Source organism: Serratia nevei (assembly GCF_037948395.1).
Taxonomy (GTDB): Bacteria; Pseudomonadota; Gammaproteobacteria; order Enterobacterales; family Enterobacteriaceae; genus Serratia; species Serratia nevei.
In genome coordinates this window covers 903930-921848 of record NZ_CP149940.1, presented here as the reverse complement: position 1 = coordinate 921848, position 17919 = coordinate 903930, and the positions used below count along the sequence as shown (strand labels likewise).

Sequence of the window (17919 nt, the reverse complement as noted above, 5' to 3'; positions counted from 1 at the left end):
ACTTGCCATGCTGTTAGGTTATGGCGCCGGCGCCGCGGGGCTGCTGGCGCTGTTGTTGGCCCTGCTGCTCACCGGCATCCTGATCGCCTGGTGGGGCCGGCGCTACATCGCCGCCCGCTGCGGCCGACCGCGACCGCCGCTCTCCTGGGGCGGCTATCTGCTGGCCTCGGCGCTGGCGGTCTACCCGGTGGCGTGCGCGCTAATGCTGATCGGCATGGCCATCCAGGACATCAAGAGCCAGCGGGCGGAAGATCGTTGGAATCAACGCAGCTACCTGACGCTCGACGAAGCAAAGCCGTTTGGTGAAATCACGCTGCCGAAGGGAAGCTGGGTAAATCGGCAGGAGCCACGCCTGCCCGGCACCGAAGACAGCCCTATCACGATGGACGGCGTGACCGCCGTGCGTTTTCCTCAGCTACAGAGCGTGGCCGGCGTGCCGATCATCGCCTTTGAGGTTTTACCGCCGGTGATGGAGCTGGCGAGCGCGCACACCTTTACCCGCCCGAGCGGCCAAAGGGTGCGCTGCGAAGCCGGTTGGCTGGTCACCTTCTTGTTGCCGCCGGATCGGCCGGCTCCGCAATGGGAGGAGTGGCAGGCCGGGCTGCCTGCGGCAGCGTTTCGGCCCAGCAGTTGGGCCTTTAGGGAGTGCTTCTCCGGCAGCCCGATCGCCGTACTGACCTTGCACAACGGCGAAGTCAGGGTGCTGCCTTAAGCCTTACGCCGTGGCGTTGGGCAAGCGCACGGTCACGCGGTTATTGGCCGTGGGCAGCTGCAGCGGCGCTTCCTGCCAGCTCACCGCGATAACCAAGACCGGCGGCGCCGCTACGCGCGGCGCACGCCCGTCGGGCCCCACGCCGTAGGCATCCCATTCAATCACGAACACGCCGCCGTCTTGCGGCTCGACCCGCTCGACGAAAAAAGTGGTGTCCGAACCGCGCCCGCCCGCCGGTTTGTGCGCGTGAGAGAGCAGGCTGAACCACTCGCCGGCGAAGTACAGATGGTACAGACCATCGACAATATGCTCGCCGTGGAACTGGCAGCCGCCGACGCTCAAGCCGTCACCCGCCGGGGATTCCGCCACGCGTTCGAGATCGCGCACAAAACGATCCGTCGGCCGGTTATCCAGCAACAGCTCATAAGGGGGCGCGTGCAGCAACGCGGCCGGATCGTCCGCCTGGCGCAGATCCGCCGGCAACATCGAGCGCGCCGCCAGCGCCCGCCCACTGGGCAAGGCGATCTCCAGACGATCGGCCGGATCCTCTGTCCACGGTGGCACCCACAGACCGCGCACCGGATGCAACGGCGTGGCCTCCGCCTGCCGACACCTCGCCCGCAGCCGCGCCAGCGCCTCGGCGGTACCGGCGGCCAACGCGTCCTGCTCGCGATCGGTCAATGCCGGCAGCGCGTACATCATCCGGGCGGCAGGCTCGTACACCGTCAGCCCCTCACCCTCGCGGCTGCGGGTCGGGATCAGGCGCAGCTTGCCGCCGTCCACGTCCTGCGGCGCCGCACAGGCGCTATGCACAATCGCCCCGTCACGCAGCAGCAGCGTCCAAAAATTGGGGCCGCCCATACCCAGCTCCCCCACGCCGCCAATCTGCCGATCGCTGTCGCCGGCGTGCGCCATCTCAATCGGCTGCGAGCGCCAGTCGGTCTTGCGCCATTCTGCCGCCTCTGCGGGGTCTTGCGCGCTTTTAGCGGCGTACTTCGCCCATTGCAGCACGGCAAACAGCGCGATGCACAGCACGCCGAAAACCGGGTGATCCTGCCAAATCAACAACCAACCGACGATCAAAAGGGCCCAGGCGGCCATGGCGATATCCTTTTCCACGAGAAAACCGCCTGATTCTAGCTCAGGCGGTTAGCGGGGTTGAAAAATATCGCCATCAAGCCAGGCGCTATTTGCCCTTGGCCTGGAACAGCTGGTTCACCAAGGTCGTCGCCGGCATATCCAGCGCCCCGTACAGCTCGCCGGCTTTGGCATCGCCATTATCCCCCAGCCACTCTACTCCCACCGTACCGTAATCCGTCGGGATCACTCCGGCCTGAATCAGCCGAGCCATCCCCGCTTCATGCTTGGACTGGTTGAAAGTGCCGGAGGCATCGATCACCACATAGGTGTCGTACCCCGCCGCTTTGGCGGTGATCGCCGGGAACCCGGCACACACTTCCAGCGATACGCCGGCGATCACGATCTTTTTGCGGCCGGTGGCCTCGACCGCTTTGCGCACGTTTGCATCGTCCCAGGCGTTGACGCTGTGGCGATCGATGATTTTCACACCCGGCAACGCAGCCTTGAGCTCCGGAATGATCGGCCCGAACGGACCGTTGGCACCGGTCGATGTCACGACCACCGGGATCCCCATCACCTGGGCCGCTTTGGCGAGCGCCACGACGTTATGTTTCAGCGTCGCGCCGTCCATATCACGCACGCCGGTGATCAGGCCGATCTGATGGTCAACCAACAACAGTACCGAGTTGTTGCGATCCAACAGCTGCAAAGGGCCAGACGCCTGCTGCGTCTGAGTATGTGGCTGCGACGCAGTCGGCGCGGCGAAGGCCGGCTGCGCCGCCCCGGCCATCGCAATGGCCAAGGCCAACGTGCGGTAAAGGGTTTTCATGATGTTTATCCTCATTTCAACAATGGTGTGCCTGCAGGATAAAACCGCATCAATGAGGGTTAAATAGGCGACAATAGAAGCTATCATTGCAAAAATGATCACAATGAGGTGCGCGATGTCTGTTTTTCCGCTCGATCTCAACGCCATGTATTTTTTCACCCAGGTCGTTGAGCACAAAGGATTTACCGCTGCCGGCAAAGCGCTGGGCATCCCCACCTCTCGCCTGAGTCGCCAGGTGGCGCAATTGGAACGCCAACTCAACCTGCGGTTGCTGCAAAGAACCTCGCGGCGTCTCCAACTCACCGACGTCGGCCACGAGGTCTATCAGCACTGCGTCGCAATGATGCAGCAAGCGCATCAGGCCCAGCAGGCGGCCTTGCGCACGCTGGCGGAACCGAACGGTACCGTACGCTTCAGCGTGTCACCGCTGCTGGCAGACGAAGTGATCGCATCTATTTTGCCGACGTTCATGGCGCGCTTCCCCCGAGTGAACGTGGAAACGCACGTCACTGCCCGACGGGTAGATCTGTTGGAAGAAGGGCTGGACTTCACCCTCCGCGGACTTGGCATCGCCAACGAGGCCGCAGGGCTCATTCAACGGCGGCTCGGCACCGCCAAATGGCTGCTGGCCGCCAGCCCGGCATGGCTGGCGCGACACGGCGCCCCCGCAACGCCACAGCAGCTGAGCGATATGCCCTGCCTGCTTTACCCGCCACAGCAAGGCGCGCCGGGCTGGCGGCTCTACGGGCCGGAAAACGCCGTGATTAACGTGCCCTTCTCGCCCCGGTTAAGCAGCGATAATTTGCAGGTCATCCTGCATGCCGCCCTTGATGGACAAGGCATTTGCGGTATCCCCTACTACGCCTGCCGCCAGGCGCTCGCGCGCGGGGATTTACAAGAGGTGCTCAGCGGGTGGCATCCACAAAATGGCGAGCTGGTGCTGCTTTACCCATCACGGCGTGGTGTGCCACCGGCGGTAAAAGCGCTGATCGAATTTTTTTGCCGGGAAATACCGCCGCTGCTAGACAACCGCTAACCGCAGGTAAAGGTGATTATTCCAAACGAAGTGAATAATAAGCCTGGCAATATATCCACATGACCCTTGACGTTATTTATGTAACTGCACGAATCACATAAATAACGCTTCACAGAGTGATTCCAACGTAAAGAAACAACTCTCTTAATATCAATCAAATACTTATGACCAGATTAAAAAACGAAAGATAAATGCAGAAAAAAACCGCAATAATTTGTGTATATTCTAAACATTGACTATGTTTAGACATACTATTTATATGCAGATAAAAACGCCAAATAAAAAGGAGAAAGGCGTTTATCGAAGTTAAACCAACCCCGTCAACCACGAGGGTAAAAACTATTTTATAGCAATATTCCGATGGGATTTTATTTCCACGGAACGGGTAACCTTGCGTTTTATCAAGCCAATAGGCTACACACCGCAATTAATATCATTATTAGTATTCCGGAGAGCGACAATGAAAATCGTTACAGGCATCATCCTTACCTCTGTAGCCGCCTTCAGCGGCGCGGCTTACGCGGCCGATGCGCAGCCTACCACCGGCAGCGCGGCAGTGACGCTGGAACACGTGCACGCCGTGATGGAAAACGGCAGCCCAGCGCCACAGCACGACGCCGCCTGCAAAAAAGAACTTTCCATGTCGGAATCGAAATATATGGGCATGAAGGTTAAAACCGATTACACCATCAACAGCAGCACCATGATGATGTCGGCCAAATCGATGTTCCCATCACCGGATTCCATGAAGCCCATGGAGCTGACGGTCGATCTCTCCGCGTTGGGCCTGGCGGATGTGTATGCCTTCGGCGCCTTTAAACCGGCCGCACTGCCGCAGGCCTATATTTATTTCACCATCGACAAGGATTTTAAAAATCCGGTCAGCACCTTTATGATCATCAACCAAGGCAAGCAATATAACTGCGTCATCTCCAGCTCGAATAAAATGATGAGCAAAGAGATGCGCGGCAAGATGATGATGAAAAAACAGTAGCGGAATGAAAAGCGGCGCTCCCCTTAACAGGAAGCGCCGCCAGAAAACGCGTTAAATCAGACCAGGGTTGTATTTCTGGTTGAATTTCTCTTCCGACTGGAACAGATAAATAATGCCTTCGATAAAGCCGACAATCGCCGGGATCCCCGTCCAGCAGAACAGCAGGTAGAACAGCCCCCACCACTTCATCCCTAAGTAAAACTTGTGAATGCCCAACCCACCCAGGAATATGGCCAGCAGGGCCGCCGCGAGCTTGTCTTTTCTGCTCATAGTGCACTTCTCCTAACTTCTCACCGAACCACCGGCATGTCCAAAAAACGGATGCCGCTCCACAGAGCGCCACATCACAATGCTTGAGGAGAAAAACATTCATCCATCAAGACTCAACAGGGGTAATTATAACAGCGGATGATTAAACGGTTGTTTAACCGGCGAAAAGGTAAGCAAAGGGAATCTGAAGGAGAGGTGGTGCCGATAATAGGAGTCGAACCTACGACCTTCGCATTACGAATGCGCTGCTCTACCAACTGAGCTATATCGGCATCGAGCCGGGCCTGCGGGGCAAGCCGGAAGTGCGTTGAACAAGGTAGACCTGTGCACGAAATGAGTCAATAGCCGCCGGGGCGTTTGGTTGTTTTGCAAGCAGCCACACTGCCGCGCGTTGGCCCTTCCAAAAAAATTAGGGCGCAGCCCGCTGCACCCTGACGTCTTTACTGTCGCAATCCGGCCTTAGCTGCGCACCAGATCGTCGCCGTAGCCGATCCACTTGTAGGTGGTCAGCGCGTCCAGGCCCATCGGGCCGCGGGCGTGCAGTTTTTGGGTGCTCACCGCCACTTCCGCGCCCAGGCCGAACTGGCCGCCGTCGGTGAAGCGGGTGCTGGCGTTGACATACACCGCCGAGGAGTCCACCGCGCGCACGAAGTGCTCGGCGCTGCTCAGCGAGCGGGTGAGGATCGCGTCGGAGTGGTTGGTGCCGTGGGTGCGGATGTGGTCGATGGCCTGATCGATATCGTCCACCAGCAACACGTTCAGATCCAGCGACAACCATTCATCGTCGTAATCTTCCGCGTTCACTGGCACCACCGTCGCCGGGCCGCCCTGCAGCAGCGGCAGCGCGTTTTCCGCCGCGTGCAGCGTCACGCCCGCCGCCGCCATTTTGGCGCTCAGCGCCGGCAGGAACTCGGTGGCGATGCTGCGGTTCACCAGCAGCGTCTCCAGCGAGTTACAGGCGCTCGGGCGCTGGATCTTGGCGTTTTCAATCACCGTCAGCGCCTTGTCGAAATCGACGTCGGCATCCACGTAGGTATGGCACACGCCGATGCCGCCGGTGATTACCGGGATGGTCGATTGCTCGCGGCACAGCTTGTGCAGGCCGGCGCCGCCGCGCGGGATCAGCATGTCGACATAGCGATCCAGGCGCAGCAGTTCGTTCACCAGCGCACGATCCGGACTGTCGATCGCCTGCACCGCCGCCGCCGGCAGGCCGCACTGTTCCAGCGCCTGCTGGATCACTTTCACCGTTGCCTGGTTGGTATTGTGCGTCTCTTTACCGCCGCGCAGGATCACCGCGTTGCCGGTTTTCAGGCACAGGCTGGCGACGTCGATGGTGACGTTCGGCCGCGCCTCGTAAATCACGCCGATCACGCCGAGCGGCACCCGGCGGCGCTCCAGCTTCAGCCCGCTGTCCAGCAGGTTGCCGTCCAGCACGTGGCCGACCGGATCGTTCAGGCGGCACACCTGGCGCACGTCGTTGGCGATCGCCGCCAGCCGCGCCGGGGTCAACAGCAGGCGATCGAGCAGCGCTTCGCTCATGCCGGTGGCGCGCGCCTGTGCCATGTCTTGTTCGTTCGCCAGCAGGATCGCTTCGCTGCTGGCTTCCAGCCTGTCGGCCATCACCGACAGCACCTGATTCTTCTTCGCCGTGCTCAGCACCGCCAGCTGCCAGGAGGCCTGCTTGGCGGCCTTCCCCATCTGCTCCAGCATGCTCACTCCTTAACTGACAATCATATCGTCGCGGTGCACTGCCACCGGACCGTATTCATAACCGAGGATCTCGCTGATTTCCTGCGAGTGGTGCCCGGCGATCATGCGCATCGCGTCGCTGTTGTAGCGGCTGACGCCGTGCGCCAGATCGCGCCCCGCCAGGTTGCGGATGCGGATCACTTCGCCGCGCGAGAAGTCGCCCTTCACTTCGCGAATGCCCTTCGGCAACAGCGAGCTGCCGCGCGCCATCATTGCTTCCACCGCGCCATCGTCGACGGTGATCTCACCGGCCGGCGGCGCGCCGAAGATCCAGCGTTTGCGGTTTTCCAGCGGGGTTTCCAGCGCGTGGAAACGGGTGCCCACCGGTTTGCCTTCGATCACGTCCGCCACCACGCCCGGCTTGCTGCCCGCGGCGATCACCACGTCGATGCCGGCGCGGCAGGCCACGTCGGCCGCCTGCAGCTTGGTGCCCATGCCGCCGGTGCCCAGGCCGGAGACGCTGTCGCCGGCGATGGCGCGCAGCGCGTCGTCGATGCCGTGCACTTCACGGATCAGTTCAGCCTGTGGGTTGTTACGCGGATCGGCGGTGTAGAGGCCCTGCTGATCGGTCAGCAGCAGCAGTTTGTCGGCCCCGGCCAGAATGGCCGCCAGCGCCGACAGGTTATCGTTGTCGCCCACCTTGATTTCGGCGGTGGCGACGGCGTCGTTCTCATTGATTACCGGCACGATGCGGTTGTCCAGCAGCGCCGTCATGGTGTCGCGCGCGTTGAGGAAGCGCTCGCGGTCTTCCAGATCGGCGCGCGTCAGCAGCATCTGCCCGACGTGGATGCCGTAAATGGAGAACAGCTGTTCCCACAGCTGGATCAGCCGGCTCTGCCCCACCGCTGCCAGCAGTTGCTTGGAAGCGATAGTGGCGGGCAGCTCGGGGTAGCCCAGGTGTTCGCGCCCGGCGGCGATGGCGCCGGAGGTGACGATGACAATGCGGTGGCCCGCGGCGTGTTGCTGCGCGCACTGGCGCACCAATTCGACGATGTGGGCGCGGTTCAGACGCAGCGATCCGCCGGTCAACACGCTGGTGCCCAATTTCACAACCAATGTCTGGCTGCCGTTCATAGTATTTCTGCCGTGTGTAATGATGAGAAGAAGAGTGCAAAGGTCTTTGTAACAGGAGAGACGCGTTATGCCAACAGGCACAACGCGAAATCAGCACAATACGTGGTCAAACGGGGTCAGGCGGAGAGTTTGATCAGTTTTTCTTTGAAATCGTCGGCGGGTTCCAGCCCCAGTTCCATGGTCGCCAGCAGCTCGCCCAGGCGGCGATGGAAGTCGCGCAGGGTGTCTTCCAGCTTGGCACTCACTTCATCATCCTTAATGTTTTGCGCCGTCCAGTCGCCTTCCTTGTCGAACAGGCCGAATTGGTACGAATAGGTGAAGCGCGCCTCTTCCGCCTGCAGCTCCATCCACCAGCCCCAGAACTCGCGCTTCTCCGGAGCGGGCTTTACATTGACGCAGACGGCCAAACAATCAAAGAAAAAACGGTCGTTTTCACATTGCCCTTCACGCAGGTACGGCCCCAAGCTGGCAAAACGTTTCATTAGTCGGCTTTTAGGGTGACCACTCGGTAACGTCATTCTCTAACCTCCTCAATGTAGACCACTCTTTTTAACAAACTGTTAAAATTTAGCAACTAATTAACGCATTTTGTCCCTCAGCCAACCGGACATCTGCAGCAACGCCCGGTGGAAGCTGTCGTAAACCGGGGTGCGCGGGATGGCGACCAGCTTGCCGCTCACCGAGGAGGTGACGATCAGCTGCGACTCTTCTTTTGGGCTGAGCGTATCGCGCTCCCAGTAGCCGGAGATCATCGGCGTCGGGCAGCGGCGCCCCAGCAGCCCCTGCATTTTCAGCGAGTAGCTGTTCAGCTCCACCTTCAGCACGTTGTCCGAGGCGTTAGCCATGCCCATGCGGCTGGCCAGCACGTCCATATACATGTCCGGCACGTTCAGCTGGGTGCTGCTGTCACACAGCAGGCGATGCACCACCGGCCCCAGGCAGGCCACGCCGCGCAGCCGCTGCGGCTCCAGGTAGGCCAATCGCACCGCCACGTTGGCGCCGAAGCGGAAGCCAAAGGCGCTCACCCGCTGATGGTCCACCCACGGCACCGAGGCCAGCTGGATCAGCACCTGTTGGTGCAGGTAGCTGGAGTCCTGCGTCAACTTCCATTTGCAGGAGGAACCGATCGACGGCATGTCGAGCGTCAGCATGGCGATGCCGTGCGGCGCCAGGTAATCGCGGAACAGGCGGTGGTAGTCGGTCTGCAGCGTGTCGAGGCTGCCGCACATCAGCACCGTCGGGAACGGCGCTTCGCCCTTCTCCGGCATGTGCAGGAAACCGGTGACGCTGCCGCCGCCCTCGATGCGGAACTCCAGCTCTTTCAGCTGATACGGCAGCAGCAGCGCCGCCTCTTCGTAAGCGCGGTTGGCGAGCATCTCCGCCTGTTCGGCCAGCTCGTCGCCCTTCAGGTGCGGGTAACCGGCGATGCTGTACAGGCTCGCGGCCTTCAGCCAGTATTCGCCGCCGAGCAGCGGATCCTGCTGCTCCGTCGCCCGCTGCTGCCACTGCATGCCCTGATGGATCCACTCGTAGATCCAGTTGCCGTTGCGGTAGCCCACCACGGTATCCAGCCGCTGCGGATTGCTGCGCTCGGCGTCCGAGGCGGCGATGCGCGCCAGCACTTCGTGGATTTCGATCGGGCTGACGCCGCGCCAGGCCCACAGCAGCGGATTCAGCATGCGGTACCAGCTGCCGGTGGTGTCGCCTTCCAACGCGGAATGCATGGCGGCGCTCACTTTGTTGCGCGCGCGCAGCACCAGCGTCGAGGTTTCAGGGTGTTTGAATTTAGGCTTGAAAAGAATTTCAGAAAGGTTGGCCTGTGCCATGGTAACAACAGCCTCCGTAAATCTGGCGATAGGCCGCAAAAGGCCTACTTAACTGGAGGTAGTGTACCTAACTCTGGCGGGATAAACCAAGATAACGCAAACGCCCGGCATAACCGGGCGTTGACTTAGAACTGGCTGGGCTTAGCGGCCGCCGATAGGGGGAACGAAGCTGACGCCCATGTCCCACGGCTGTTCGATCCAGGTATCCTGCGGGATGTCGACCTCGTAGTCGTCCACCAGCGGACGGCCCGCCGGTTTGGCGAAGATGGTGACGAAATGCGCTTTCGGGTACATGTCGCGGATCGCTTTCGCGGTGCCGCCGGTATCCACCAGATCATCCACCACGATGAAGCCTTCACCGTCGCCTTCGGCGCGCTTGAGCACTTTCATTTCGCGTTGGTTGTCATGGTCATAGCTGGAAATGCAGACGGTATCCACATAGCGGATGCCCAGTTCGCGCGCCAGCAGGCCCGCCGGTACCAGACCGCCGCGGCTTACGGCAATGATGCCTGTCCATTTGTCGGCAGGCAGCAGGCGGTGCGCCAGCTTGCGTGCGTGCATTTGCAGCATATCCCAGGTAACAACGTATTTTTCGCTCATAGAATCGTGTCCCAGCCGGCGGTGAAGCGGCTTATTTTATAGTTCAGGGGAAAAAAGGTTGCGCGAGATTATAGAGACTGGCCGCATTGAATTCCAGCTGTACCGAGGAAAACCTCGCGATTTCCGCCGCGCGGCTTTCCGGTGATTGATGCTGAAAAAACGAACGTTACCGCAGCGAAGCCGTGTGATCAAGCGCTTAAACCGCACAATACGGGGCGCGCACCGCCGGAAATAAAGTGATATTCTCTGATGATCGTGCCACGACGCACAGATGCCCACTCACCTTAACCGCGCGGCACGCCCGTCCTGTCGGAGCCTGCCGTCACAGGAGACTTATAGTGTCTGAATTGTCTCAGCTTTCGCCACAGCCGCTGTGGGATATTTTCGCCAAGATCTGTTCTATCCCACACCCTTCTTATCATGAAGAAGCGCTGGCGCAGCACATCCTCACCTGGGCCAAAGAAAAGAACCTGCACGCAGAGCGCGATCGGGTCGGCAATATCCTGCTGCGCAAGCCGGCCACCAAAGGCATGGAAAACCGCAAGCCGGTCGCGCTGCAGGCGCACCTGGACATGGTGCCGCAAAAGAATAACGACACCGTACACGACTTCGCCAAGGATCCGATCCAGCCTTATATCGCCGGCGAGTGGGTGAAAGCGCGCGGCACCACGCTGGGCGCCGACAACGGCATCGGCATGGCCTCCGCCCTGGCGGTGCTGGCCGACGACAGCGTTGAGCACGGCCCGCTGGAAGTGCTGCTGACCATGACCGAAGAAGCGGGCATGGACGGCGCCTTCGGGCTGCAGCCGAACTGGCTGCAGGCGGACATACTGATCAATACCGACTCCGAAGAAGAAGGCGAAATCTACATGGGTTGCGCCGGCGGTATCGACTTCATCACCACCCTGCCGCTGCAGCGCGAAGCGGTGCCGGCCGGTTACCAAACCCTGAAGCTGACCCTCAAGGGCCTGAAAGGCGGCCACTCCGGCGCCGAGATCCACGTCGGGCTGGGCAACGCCAACAAGCTGCTGGCGCGCTTCCTGTTCGCCCATGCGGCGGCGCTGAACCTGCGCGTGCTGGATCTGAACGGCGGCACCCTGCGCAACGCCATCCCGCGTGAAGCCTCCGCGGTGGTTGCGGTGCCGGCGGACAAGGCCGACGCGCTGAAAGCCCTGAGCCAGGAGTTCCTGGCGGTGCTGCAGAACGAACTCTCCGCCAAAGAGAAGAACATCACCGTGCTGCTGGAGCCGACCACCAGCGCTTCGCAGGCGCTGAGCGCCGACAGCCAGCAGCGTTTCCTGGCGCTGCTGAACGGCACGCCGAACGGCGTGATCCGCATGAGCGACGCGGTAAAAGGCGTGGTGGAAACCTCGCTGAACGTCGGGGTGGTCACCACCAGCGAAAACGAAGCGGAAATCATCTGCCTGATCCGCTCCCTGATCGACAGCGGCAAAGACTACGTGGTCGAGATGCTGACCGCGCTGGGCCAGCTGGCCGGCGCCAAGGTGGCACCGAAGGGCGGCTACCCGGGCTGGCAGCCGGACGCCGACTCGCCGGTGATGCACCTGGTGCGCGAGCTGTATCAGGAGCTGTTCGACAAGACGCCGAACATCATGGTGATCCACGCCGGTCTGGAATGCGGTCTGTTCAAAAAGCCGTATCCAGACATGGACATGGTATCGATCGGGCCAACCATCACCGGCCCGCACTCGCCGGATGAGCAGGTGCATATCGAAAGCGTCGGTCTGTACTGGAAGCTGCTGACCTCGCTGCTGAAAGCGATCCCTGAGCGCGCGTAAGCTGCGCGCTTAACGCAAAAAGCCGGCGACCGCCGGCTTTTTTATTCCCAAGGCAGTGCCAGCTGCCGCTCCAGCTGCGGATCGAGCAGCGTCACATGCAGCCCCACCAGCCGCACGCCGCGCCCTTCGCGCCGCTCGCGCCACGCCTGCCGCGCCACCTCCAGCAAATCCTGCCGGTTCAGCACCGGGAACACGTGCTCCTGGGTGGTTTGCTGAAAATCCTGAAACTTCAGCTTCACGCCCTGCCGGGCGATGTGCAGATCCGGCTTCACCTTGCGCAGTCGCATCTCCAGCTCGGGATAGAGTTTGTCGATAATCAGCGTTTCGCAGTCTTCCCAGTCGTGAATGTCTTCCGCCAGCGTGCGCTCCACCCCCACCGATTTGCGCAGCCGCTCCGCCGAGATTTCGCGCCGATCGATGCCTTGACAGCGCTCCCACAGCACCCGGCCGAATTTGCCGAAGCGCTTGAGCAGCTGTGCCAAATCGTATTGCTGCACGTCGGCGCAGGTGATAAGCCCCACCTCTTCCAGCCGCTTGGCGGTCACCTTGCCGACGCCGGGGATCTTGCTGAGCGGCAGCTGTTGCAAAAACGCCGGCACCTGCGCCGGCGTGATCACGTATTGCCCGTTCGGCTTGTTTATCTCGGAGGCGATTTTGGCGAGAAACTTGATCGGCGCAACGCCGGCCGAGGCGGTGAGGTTCAGTTCGTCGGCGATCGCCTGGCGGATCTCCTGGGCGATCAGCGTTGCCGAGCCATTGCATTGCGGGCTGTCGGTCACGTCGAGGTAGGCTTCATCGAGCGACAGCGGCTCGATCAGCGGAGTATACCGGGCGAAGATTTCGCGGATATGCAGCGAGGCCTCTTTGTAGGCCGCCATGCGCCCCGGCAACAGGGTGAGGTGCGGGCACAGCTTGAGCGCCATTGCCGTGGACATGGCGCTGTGTACGCCGTAGCGCCGCGCCGGGTAGTTGGCGGTGCTGATCACCCCGCGGCGATCGGCGCTGCCGCCAATCGCCAGCGGGATATCGCGCAGGCTGGGATCGTCGCGCATTTCCACCGCCGCGAAGAAGCAGTCCATATCGACATGAATGATTTTACGCATCGCACCCTCCAGTAACACTGTATAAGTATACAGTCAGATACCGAAAGCTCAAGGCCGCAGGATTCGACGAAAGCACCGTTTCCGCCAGATATTTCCGCGTTGTTAAAAAAGCTTAATTTTTCAATAGTATGATTTCCGCCATCCCGTGCGGCTCACCACAACGATAACGACAGGGTACCCTACATGATCAGATTTTCTTATTTGCTGCTGGCTTCCGCGCTGTCGCTGAGCGCGCTGGCGGCCAGCGCTGCCGGTCACGCGCCGGCGATCGTCGCCCACCGCGGCGGCACCGCCGATGCGCCGGAGAACACCCGCATCGCCATCGAAACCGCGCTGAAAAACGGCGCCGACGCCATCTGGATCACCCTGCAAGAATCCAAAGACGGCGTCATCGTGCTGTATCGCCCTTCGGATCTGAAAGCGTTGACCAACCGGCAGGGCCCGGTCTCTGCCTATACCGCCGCGCAGCTGGCCGAGACCGACGCTGGCTGGGCCTTCGCCAGGGGGGATACGCACCCGTTCCGCGGCCAGGGCATCGGCATTCCGCGGCTGGACGACGTGCTTAAAGCGTTTCCGCACGTCACCTTCTATCTGGACATCAAATCCCCGGACGCCGATCCGGCGCAGTTTGGCCAGGCGCTGCTGGCGACGCTGGAAAGCACCGACAGCCTGAACCGCATCCGCGTCTACTCCACCGACGCCAAATACCTGCAGGTGCTGCCGCCGGCCATCCCGCGCTTCGAAAGCCGCGACGAGACCCGCACGCTGCTGGCCAACGTCACCATGGCGCACCAGTGCGACGTCAAACCGGATAACCGGCAGCCGCGCTGGTACGGGCTGGAGCTGAAGCGCGAGGTGGAAGTGGTGGAGAAATATACCCTCGGCGAAGGGCGTTCGAAGGCGTTTCTGACCTGGGATAAAGAGTCGATGGACTGCTTCCGCTCGCAGGGCCCGGCGCACATCATCCTGTTCGGCGTCAACTCGCCGCAGGAGTATCAGCAGGCGCTGGCGCTGGGCGCCGACGGCGTGATGGTCAACTCACCGGCCGAGGCGAAAAGCTTCCGCAAGGCGAAATAAATCATCGGCCAAGGGCATAAGGCGGTTCGACAAACCCACCTTATGCCCCCCGGCTTTCAACATCCGTTAGTGAGCAGGAACCACCTGGATGATGCCATTTTCATTGCGTACGCTAAACCCTGCCCCAAATAGCCGGGCAGCAGGCTCAATACCTTTACTTCGTTTATCCCGCGACAACAGCGTTACCGAAACCCCGTAAGACCTCCCGCCCTCGAATTTATAGTTATCGTCAGAAATGCACGTAGCCGCGGTGACCGCAGGCATCTCGTTATCCGCGAAGTTCTTGCCGAAGATAGCGTTGGCGTTGCCGATTTCTTCGATAATGACGCCGGCCAACCGCTCGTCCCCTTCCGGTTGAACCCGCACGCAAACGTGGTTATCAACGACAGCGACGCTGGCCGCGTAGTTCTTTGGCCTCGGATCGTTCATGTGCATACAGCCGGCGAGCAGCAAAGTCAGCGTTCCAGCCAAAATAATGCGGTTCATCCTGTTACCTCTGCTTAAAAAACTGAGAAAGCGCATATTCGTATTTTCTGGCGATCGTTTTATCCGTTACACCCTGAAAATTCACGCCATTGTTAATCGCGCCTAGCCAGACTTTCATACGCCTTTCGACAAGGCCCAAATAAAAAACCCGGCCAAGGCCGGGTTTTCGCTACAGCTACAGAATGCGGTGCTTGTCCAGCTGCTCGCGCCGCTGCGCCGCTTTGGCTTCGCGCTTTTTGCGCGCATCGCAAGGTTCCGGGCAGTCGCAGACTTTCTCCATCCCCAATGCGGTGATGCCGCCGCAGCTGCCCTGCAGGCTTTTGCGTTTGAACACGTAGCCCAGCGACATCCCGCCGACGATCAGCAGGAACAACACGAAGGTGGCGGCGAATACCGTCAGCATAGCAACCTCACGAACTCTTTTTCAGGTAGGGTTTGAACGCGTCCGAATAACGCTCCTCAAACCCGTCGGCGGTTTTCACGATCATGAACACCGGGATACCGAGCAGATTGGCCAGCGCCAGGCCGCGCTCCGGCCCCATCACGTTCAGGCCGGTGGACAGGCCGTCAGCGGTCATACAGGTCGGGCTCAGTACGGTGATCGACACCAGGCGGTGGTTGATCGGCCGGCCGGTGATAGGATCGATGGTGTGCGAATAGCGCACCCCGTCCTGCTCGAAGTAGTTGCGATAGTCACCCGAGGTGGCGATCGACATCTCCCCTGGCTGGATCACCAACTGCGCCTGCTGCTGCGCACCGGCGGTCGGGCGCTCGATGGCGATGCGCCACGGCTTTTGCTCGCCGTTGCGCCCGCGCGTGCGCACCTCACCGCCGATATCCACCATGTAATTTTGCACGTGTTGCGATTGCAGATACTCCGCCACCACGTCCACGCCGTATCCTTTGGCGATCGACGACAGGTCGACATACAGCTCGGGGATGCTTTTCACCAGCGCGCTGCCCTGCACCGTCAGTTTATCGGCACCGGTCCAGGCGCGGCGGTGCGCCAGCTCCGCCTCGCTCGGCACTTTATCCGGCCGCCCTTCCGGGCCGAAGCCCCACAGATTGACCAGCGGCCCGACGGTCACGTCCAGCGCGCCATCGGTCACGCGGTTGATGCGCAGCGCTTCGCGCACCACCTCGGCGGTCGCCGGCGAAACCGGGAATGGCCGGTCAATGTCGCGGCTGGCGTTGAAGCGGCTCAGCTCGGAGTCCGGCCGGTAGGTGGACATCTGGTCGTTCACCTGCTCCAGCCGTTTATCGATCTCCGCCTGCATCTCGCGCGCCGACGGCGTATCGTCGCCGGTCACATAACGGATCGAATACGAGGTGCCCATGGTTTTACCCGTCAGGTCCACCTGTTCCGGCCCGCAGCCGGTCAGCAGCAGGGTGGCGCTCAGCGCCACGCCCGTCAGCCAGTTCTTCATCGCCAATGCGCGCATTTAGCCACCAAAGTCATCCAGCATGATGTTTTCGTCTTCGACGCCCAGATCTTTCAGCATCTTGATCACCGCAGCGTTCATCATCGGCGGCCCGCACATGTAAAACTCGCAGTCCTCCGGCGCCGGGTGATTCCTCAGGTAGTTCTCCAGCAGGACATTATGGATAAAGCCGGTGTAGCCGGTCCAGTTATCTTCCGGCTGCGGATCCGACAGCGCCACGTGCCAGGTGAAGTTGTCGTTCTCCGCCTGCAGCTGGTTGAAGTCGTCTTCATAGAACATCTCGCGCAGCGAACGCGCGCCGTACCAGAAGGTGATCTTGCGCTTCGAGTTCAGGCGCTTGAGCTGATCGAAGATGTGCGAACGCATCGGCGCCATGCCCGCGCCGCCGCCGATGAAGATCATTTCGGCGTCGGTTTCCTTGGCGAAGAACTCGCCGAATGGCCCGGAGATGGTCACCTTGTCACCCGCCTTCAGCGACCAGATATAGGAAGACATGATGCCCGGCGGCACGTCCGGGTTGTTTGGCGGCGGCGTGGCGATACGCACGTTGAGCATGATGATGCCCTTCTCTTCCGGGTAGTTGGCCATCGAGTAGGCGCGCACCGTGGTGTCGTTCACCGTCGAGCGGTAGCGGAACAGGTTGAACTTGTCCCAGTCGCCGCGATACTCCTGCGGCACGTCGAAGTCGGCGTAGCTGATGTCGTGCGCCGGGGCTTCGATCTGGATGAAACCGCCCGCGCGGAACGGCACGTCTTCGCCATCGGGGATCTTCAGCTTCAGCTCTTTGATAAAGGTGGCTTTGTTATCGTTGGAGATAACCTCGCACTCCCATTTCTTCACGCCGAAGATCTCTTCCGGCAGCTCGATCTTCAGGTTCTGCTTCACGTTCACCTGGCACGCCAGGCGGCAACCCTCTTTTGCTTCGCGCTTGTTGATGTGCGAGAGCTCGGTCGGCAGGATATCGCCGCCGCCCTCTTTGATCACCACCCGGCACTGGCCGCAGGAACCGCCGCCGCCGCAAGCCGAGGAGACGAAAATTCCCTGGCTGGAGAGCACGTTGAGCAGCTTGTCGCCCGCCGGCGCATGGAAGCTCTTATCCAAATCGCCGTTGATCTCCACCGCGATGTCGCCGGTGTTCACCAGCTTCGATTTGGCGAACAGGATCAGCAATACCAGCACCATCACGATGGTGGTGAACATTGCTACGCCTAAAATAATTTCCATAAATTCTTCCCGCCTTTACAACTGAACACCGGAGAAGGACATGAAGCCCAGCGCCATCAGTCCGGTGGTGATAAAGGTAATGCCCAGGCCGCGCAGTCCCGCCGGCACGTTGGCATACTTGAGTTTTTCGCGGATCCCCGCCATGGCGACGATCGCCAGCATCCAGCCGGTGCCGGAGCCGATGCCGTACACCACCGATTCGGCGAAGTTGTAGTCGCGCTGCACCATGAAGGACACGCCGCCGAAGATGGCGCAGTTCACGGTGATGAGCGGCAGGAAGATGCCGAGCGCGTTATACAGCGACGGGAAGAAGCGATCGAGGATCATCTCCAAAATCTGCACCAGCGCCGCGATCACGCCGATGAAGGTGATGAAGTTGAGGAAGCTCAGATCGACGCCTTCCACCAGCGCGCCGTCGCGCAGGATCAGGTTGTAGACCAGGTTGTTCACCGGCACCGAAATGCCGAGCACGATGGTCACCGCGATGCCCAGGCCAAAGGCGGTCGAGACCTTCTTCGACACCGCCAGGAAGGTACACATCCCGAGGAAGAACGCCAGCGCCATGTTCTCAACGAACACCGCGCGCACAAACAGGCTGATATAGTGTTCCATCGG

The 17919-nt window shown here is 60.8% G+C and carries 19 protein-coding genes and 1 tRNA gene; 5 read left to right on the top strand and 15 right to left on the bottom strand.

Translation table 11 applies throughout. The annotated features are described in order from the left end of the window. The first annotated feature begins 7 nt into the window (after nucleotides 1-7). Complete coding sequence (locus V8N38_RS04295; protein ID WP_100396253.1) at nucleotides 8-712, top strand: hypothetical protein; 705 nt, start codon at nucleotides 8-10, stop codon at nucleotides 710-712. 3 nt (nucleotides 713-715) lie between these two features. Here V8N38_RS04295 and V8N38_RS04290 read toward each other — a convergent pair whose 3' ends face one another. Next, nucleotides 716-1831, bottom strand: a complete 1116-nt coding sequence (locus V8N38_RS04290; RefSeq protein WP_244951293.1) for a hypothetical protein — start codon at nucleotides 1829-1831, stop codon at nucleotides 716-718. Between the two features lie 67 nt (nucleotides 1832-1898). After that, entirely contained in the window at nucleotides 1899-2621 is a 723-nt protein-coding gene (locus V8N38_RS04285; RefSeq protein WP_147839362.1) for an isochorismatase family protein, read from the bottom strand. Between the two features lie 115 nt (nucleotides 2622-2736). Here V8N38_RS04285 and V8N38_RS04280 point away from each other — a divergent pair, with 115 nt between their 5' ends. Both V8N38_RS04280 and V8N38_RS04275 read left to right on the top strand, forming a co-directional pair. Continuing rightward, nucleotides 2737-3657: a LysR substrate-binding domain-containing protein gene (locus V8N38_RS04280; RefSeq protein ID WP_147839361.1), complete on the top strand. Its 921-nt coding sequence runs from the start codon at nucleotides 2737-2739 to the stop codon at nucleotides 3655-3657. Between the two features lie 460 nt (nucleotides 3658-4117). Further along, nucleotides 4118-4651, top strand: coding sequence for a hypothetical protein (locus V8N38_RS04275; protein ID WP_147839360.1), 534 nt, complete (start codon nucleotides 4118-4120; stop codon nucleotides 4649-4651). Between the two features lie 51 nt (nucleotides 4652-4702). Here V8N38_RS04275 and V8N38_RS04270 read toward each other — a convergent pair whose 3' ends face one another. From V8N38_RS04270 to gpt, 7 genes are all read right to left on the bottom strand, one after another. Continuing rightward, nucleotides 4703-4921, bottom strand: coding sequence for a TM2 domain-containing protein (locus tag V8N38_RS04270; RefSeq protein WP_015376761.1), 219 nt, complete (start codon nucleotides 4919-4921; stop codon nucleotides 4703-4705). 196 nt (nucleotides 4922-5117) lie between these two features. Beyond that, nucleotides 5118-5193, bottom strand: a tRNA-Thr gene (locus V8N38_RS04265). A 187-nt stretch (nucleotides 5194-5380) separates the two neighbouring features. After that, on the bottom strand, nucleotides 5381-6634 hold the full coding sequence (gene proA / locus V8N38_RS04260) for a glutamate-5-semialdehyde dehydrogenase (RefSeq protein WP_060440625.1): 1254 nt from the start codon (nucleotides 6632-6634) through the stop codon (nucleotides 5381-5383). A 9-nt stretch (nucleotides 6635-6643) separates the two neighbouring features. Beyond that, entirely contained in the window at nucleotides 6644-7747 is a 1104-nt protein-coding gene (proB, locus tag V8N38_RS04255; RefSeq protein ID WP_015376738.1) for a glutamate 5-kinase, read from the bottom strand. A gap of 116 nt (nucleotides 7748-7863) precedes the next feature. Then, entirely contained in the window at nucleotides 7864-8265 is a 402-nt protein-coding gene (gene crl / locus V8N38_RS04250) for a sigma factor-binding protein Crl (protein ID WP_033641981.1), read from the bottom strand. A 60-nt stretch (nucleotides 8266-8325) separates the two neighbouring features. Further along, on the bottom strand, nucleotides 8326-9573 hold the full coding sequence (gene frsA / locus V8N38_RS04245) for an esterase FrsA (protein WP_021504999.1): 1248 nt from the start codon (nucleotides 9571-9573) through the stop codon (nucleotides 8326-8328). A gap of 141 nt (nucleotides 9574-9714) precedes the next feature. Next, the gene (gene gpt, locus V8N38_RS04240) at nucleotides 9715-10173 is read right to left on the bottom strand and encodes a xanthine phosphoribosyltransferase (RefSeq protein WP_025301674.1); all 459 of its coding nucleotides are present in this window, start codon (nucleotides 10171-10173) and stop codon (nucleotides 9715-9717) included. A gap of 338 nt (nucleotides 10174-10511) precedes the next feature. Between gpt and pepD the strand changes: the two genes are divergently transcribed. Continuing rightward, complete coding sequence (gene pepD, locus V8N38_RS04235) at nucleotides 10512-11972, top strand: beta-Ala-His dipeptidase (RefSeq protein WP_060445719.1); 1461 nt, start codon at nucleotides 10512-10514, stop codon at nucleotides 11970-11972. 41 nt (nucleotides 11973-12013) lie between these two features. Here pepD and dinB read toward each other — a convergent pair whose 3' ends face one another. Next, nucleotides 12014-13075, bottom strand: coding sequence for a DNA polymerase IV (dinB, locus tag V8N38_RS04230; protein ID WP_060423844.1), 1062 nt, complete (start codon nucleotides 13073-13075; stop codon nucleotides 12014-12016). Between the two features lie 183 nt (nucleotides 13076-13258). Between dinB and V8N38_RS04225 the strand changes: the two genes are divergently transcribed. Beyond that, a complete protein-coding gene (locus V8N38_RS04225; RefSeq protein ID WP_100397108.1) occupies nucleotides 13259-14152 on the top strand; it encodes a glycerophosphodiester phosphodiesterase family protein in 894 nt (297 codons plus the stop codon). Nucleotides 14153-14218: 66 nt separating this feature from the next. Here V8N38_RS04225 and V8N38_RS04220 read toward each other — a convergent pair whose 3' ends face one another. The 5 genes from V8N38_RS04220 to nqrE all read right to left on the bottom strand — a co-directional run bounded on the left by V8N38_RS04220 (nucleotide 14219) and on the right by nqrE (nucleotide 17916). Then, nucleotides 14219-14638 carry a putative T6SS immunity periplasmic lipoprotein gene (locus V8N38_RS04220; protein WP_060425299.1) on the bottom strand — a complete coding sequence of 140 codons (420 nt, stop codon included), beginning with the start codon at nucleotides 14636-14638 and terminating at the stop codon, nucleotides 14219-14221. Between the two features lie 175 nt (nucleotides 14639-14813). Further along, nucleotides 14814-15041, bottom strand: a complete 228-nt coding sequence (gene nqrM / locus V8N38_RS04215; RefSeq protein WP_004930244.1) for a (Na+)-NQR maturation NqrM — start codon at nucleotides 15039-15041, stop codon at nucleotides 14814-14816. A 7-nt stretch (nucleotides 15042-15048) separates the two neighbouring features. After that, complete coding sequence (locus tag V8N38_RS04210) at nucleotides 15049-16080, bottom strand: FAD:protein FMN transferase (RefSeq protein WP_060425297.1); 1032 nt, start codon at nucleotides 16078-16080, stop codon at nucleotides 15049-15051. Next, nucleotides 16081-17304 carry an NADH:ubiquinone reductase (Na(+)-transporting) subunit F gene (gene nqrF, locus V8N38_RS04205; RefSeq protein ID WP_033637209.1) on the bottom strand — a complete coding sequence of 408 codons (1224 nt, stop codon included), beginning with the start codon at nucleotides 17302-17304 and terminating at the stop codon, nucleotides 16081-16083. A gap of 15 nt (nucleotides 17305-17319) precedes the next feature. Next, nucleotides 17320-17916, bottom strand: coding sequence for an NADH:ubiquinone reductase (Na(+)-transporting) subunit E (nqrE, locus tag V8N38_RS04200; RefSeq protein ID WP_015376732.1), 597 nt, complete (start codon nucleotides 17914-17916; stop codon nucleotides 17320-17322). Nucleotides 17917-17919 lie beyond the last annotated feature (3 nt).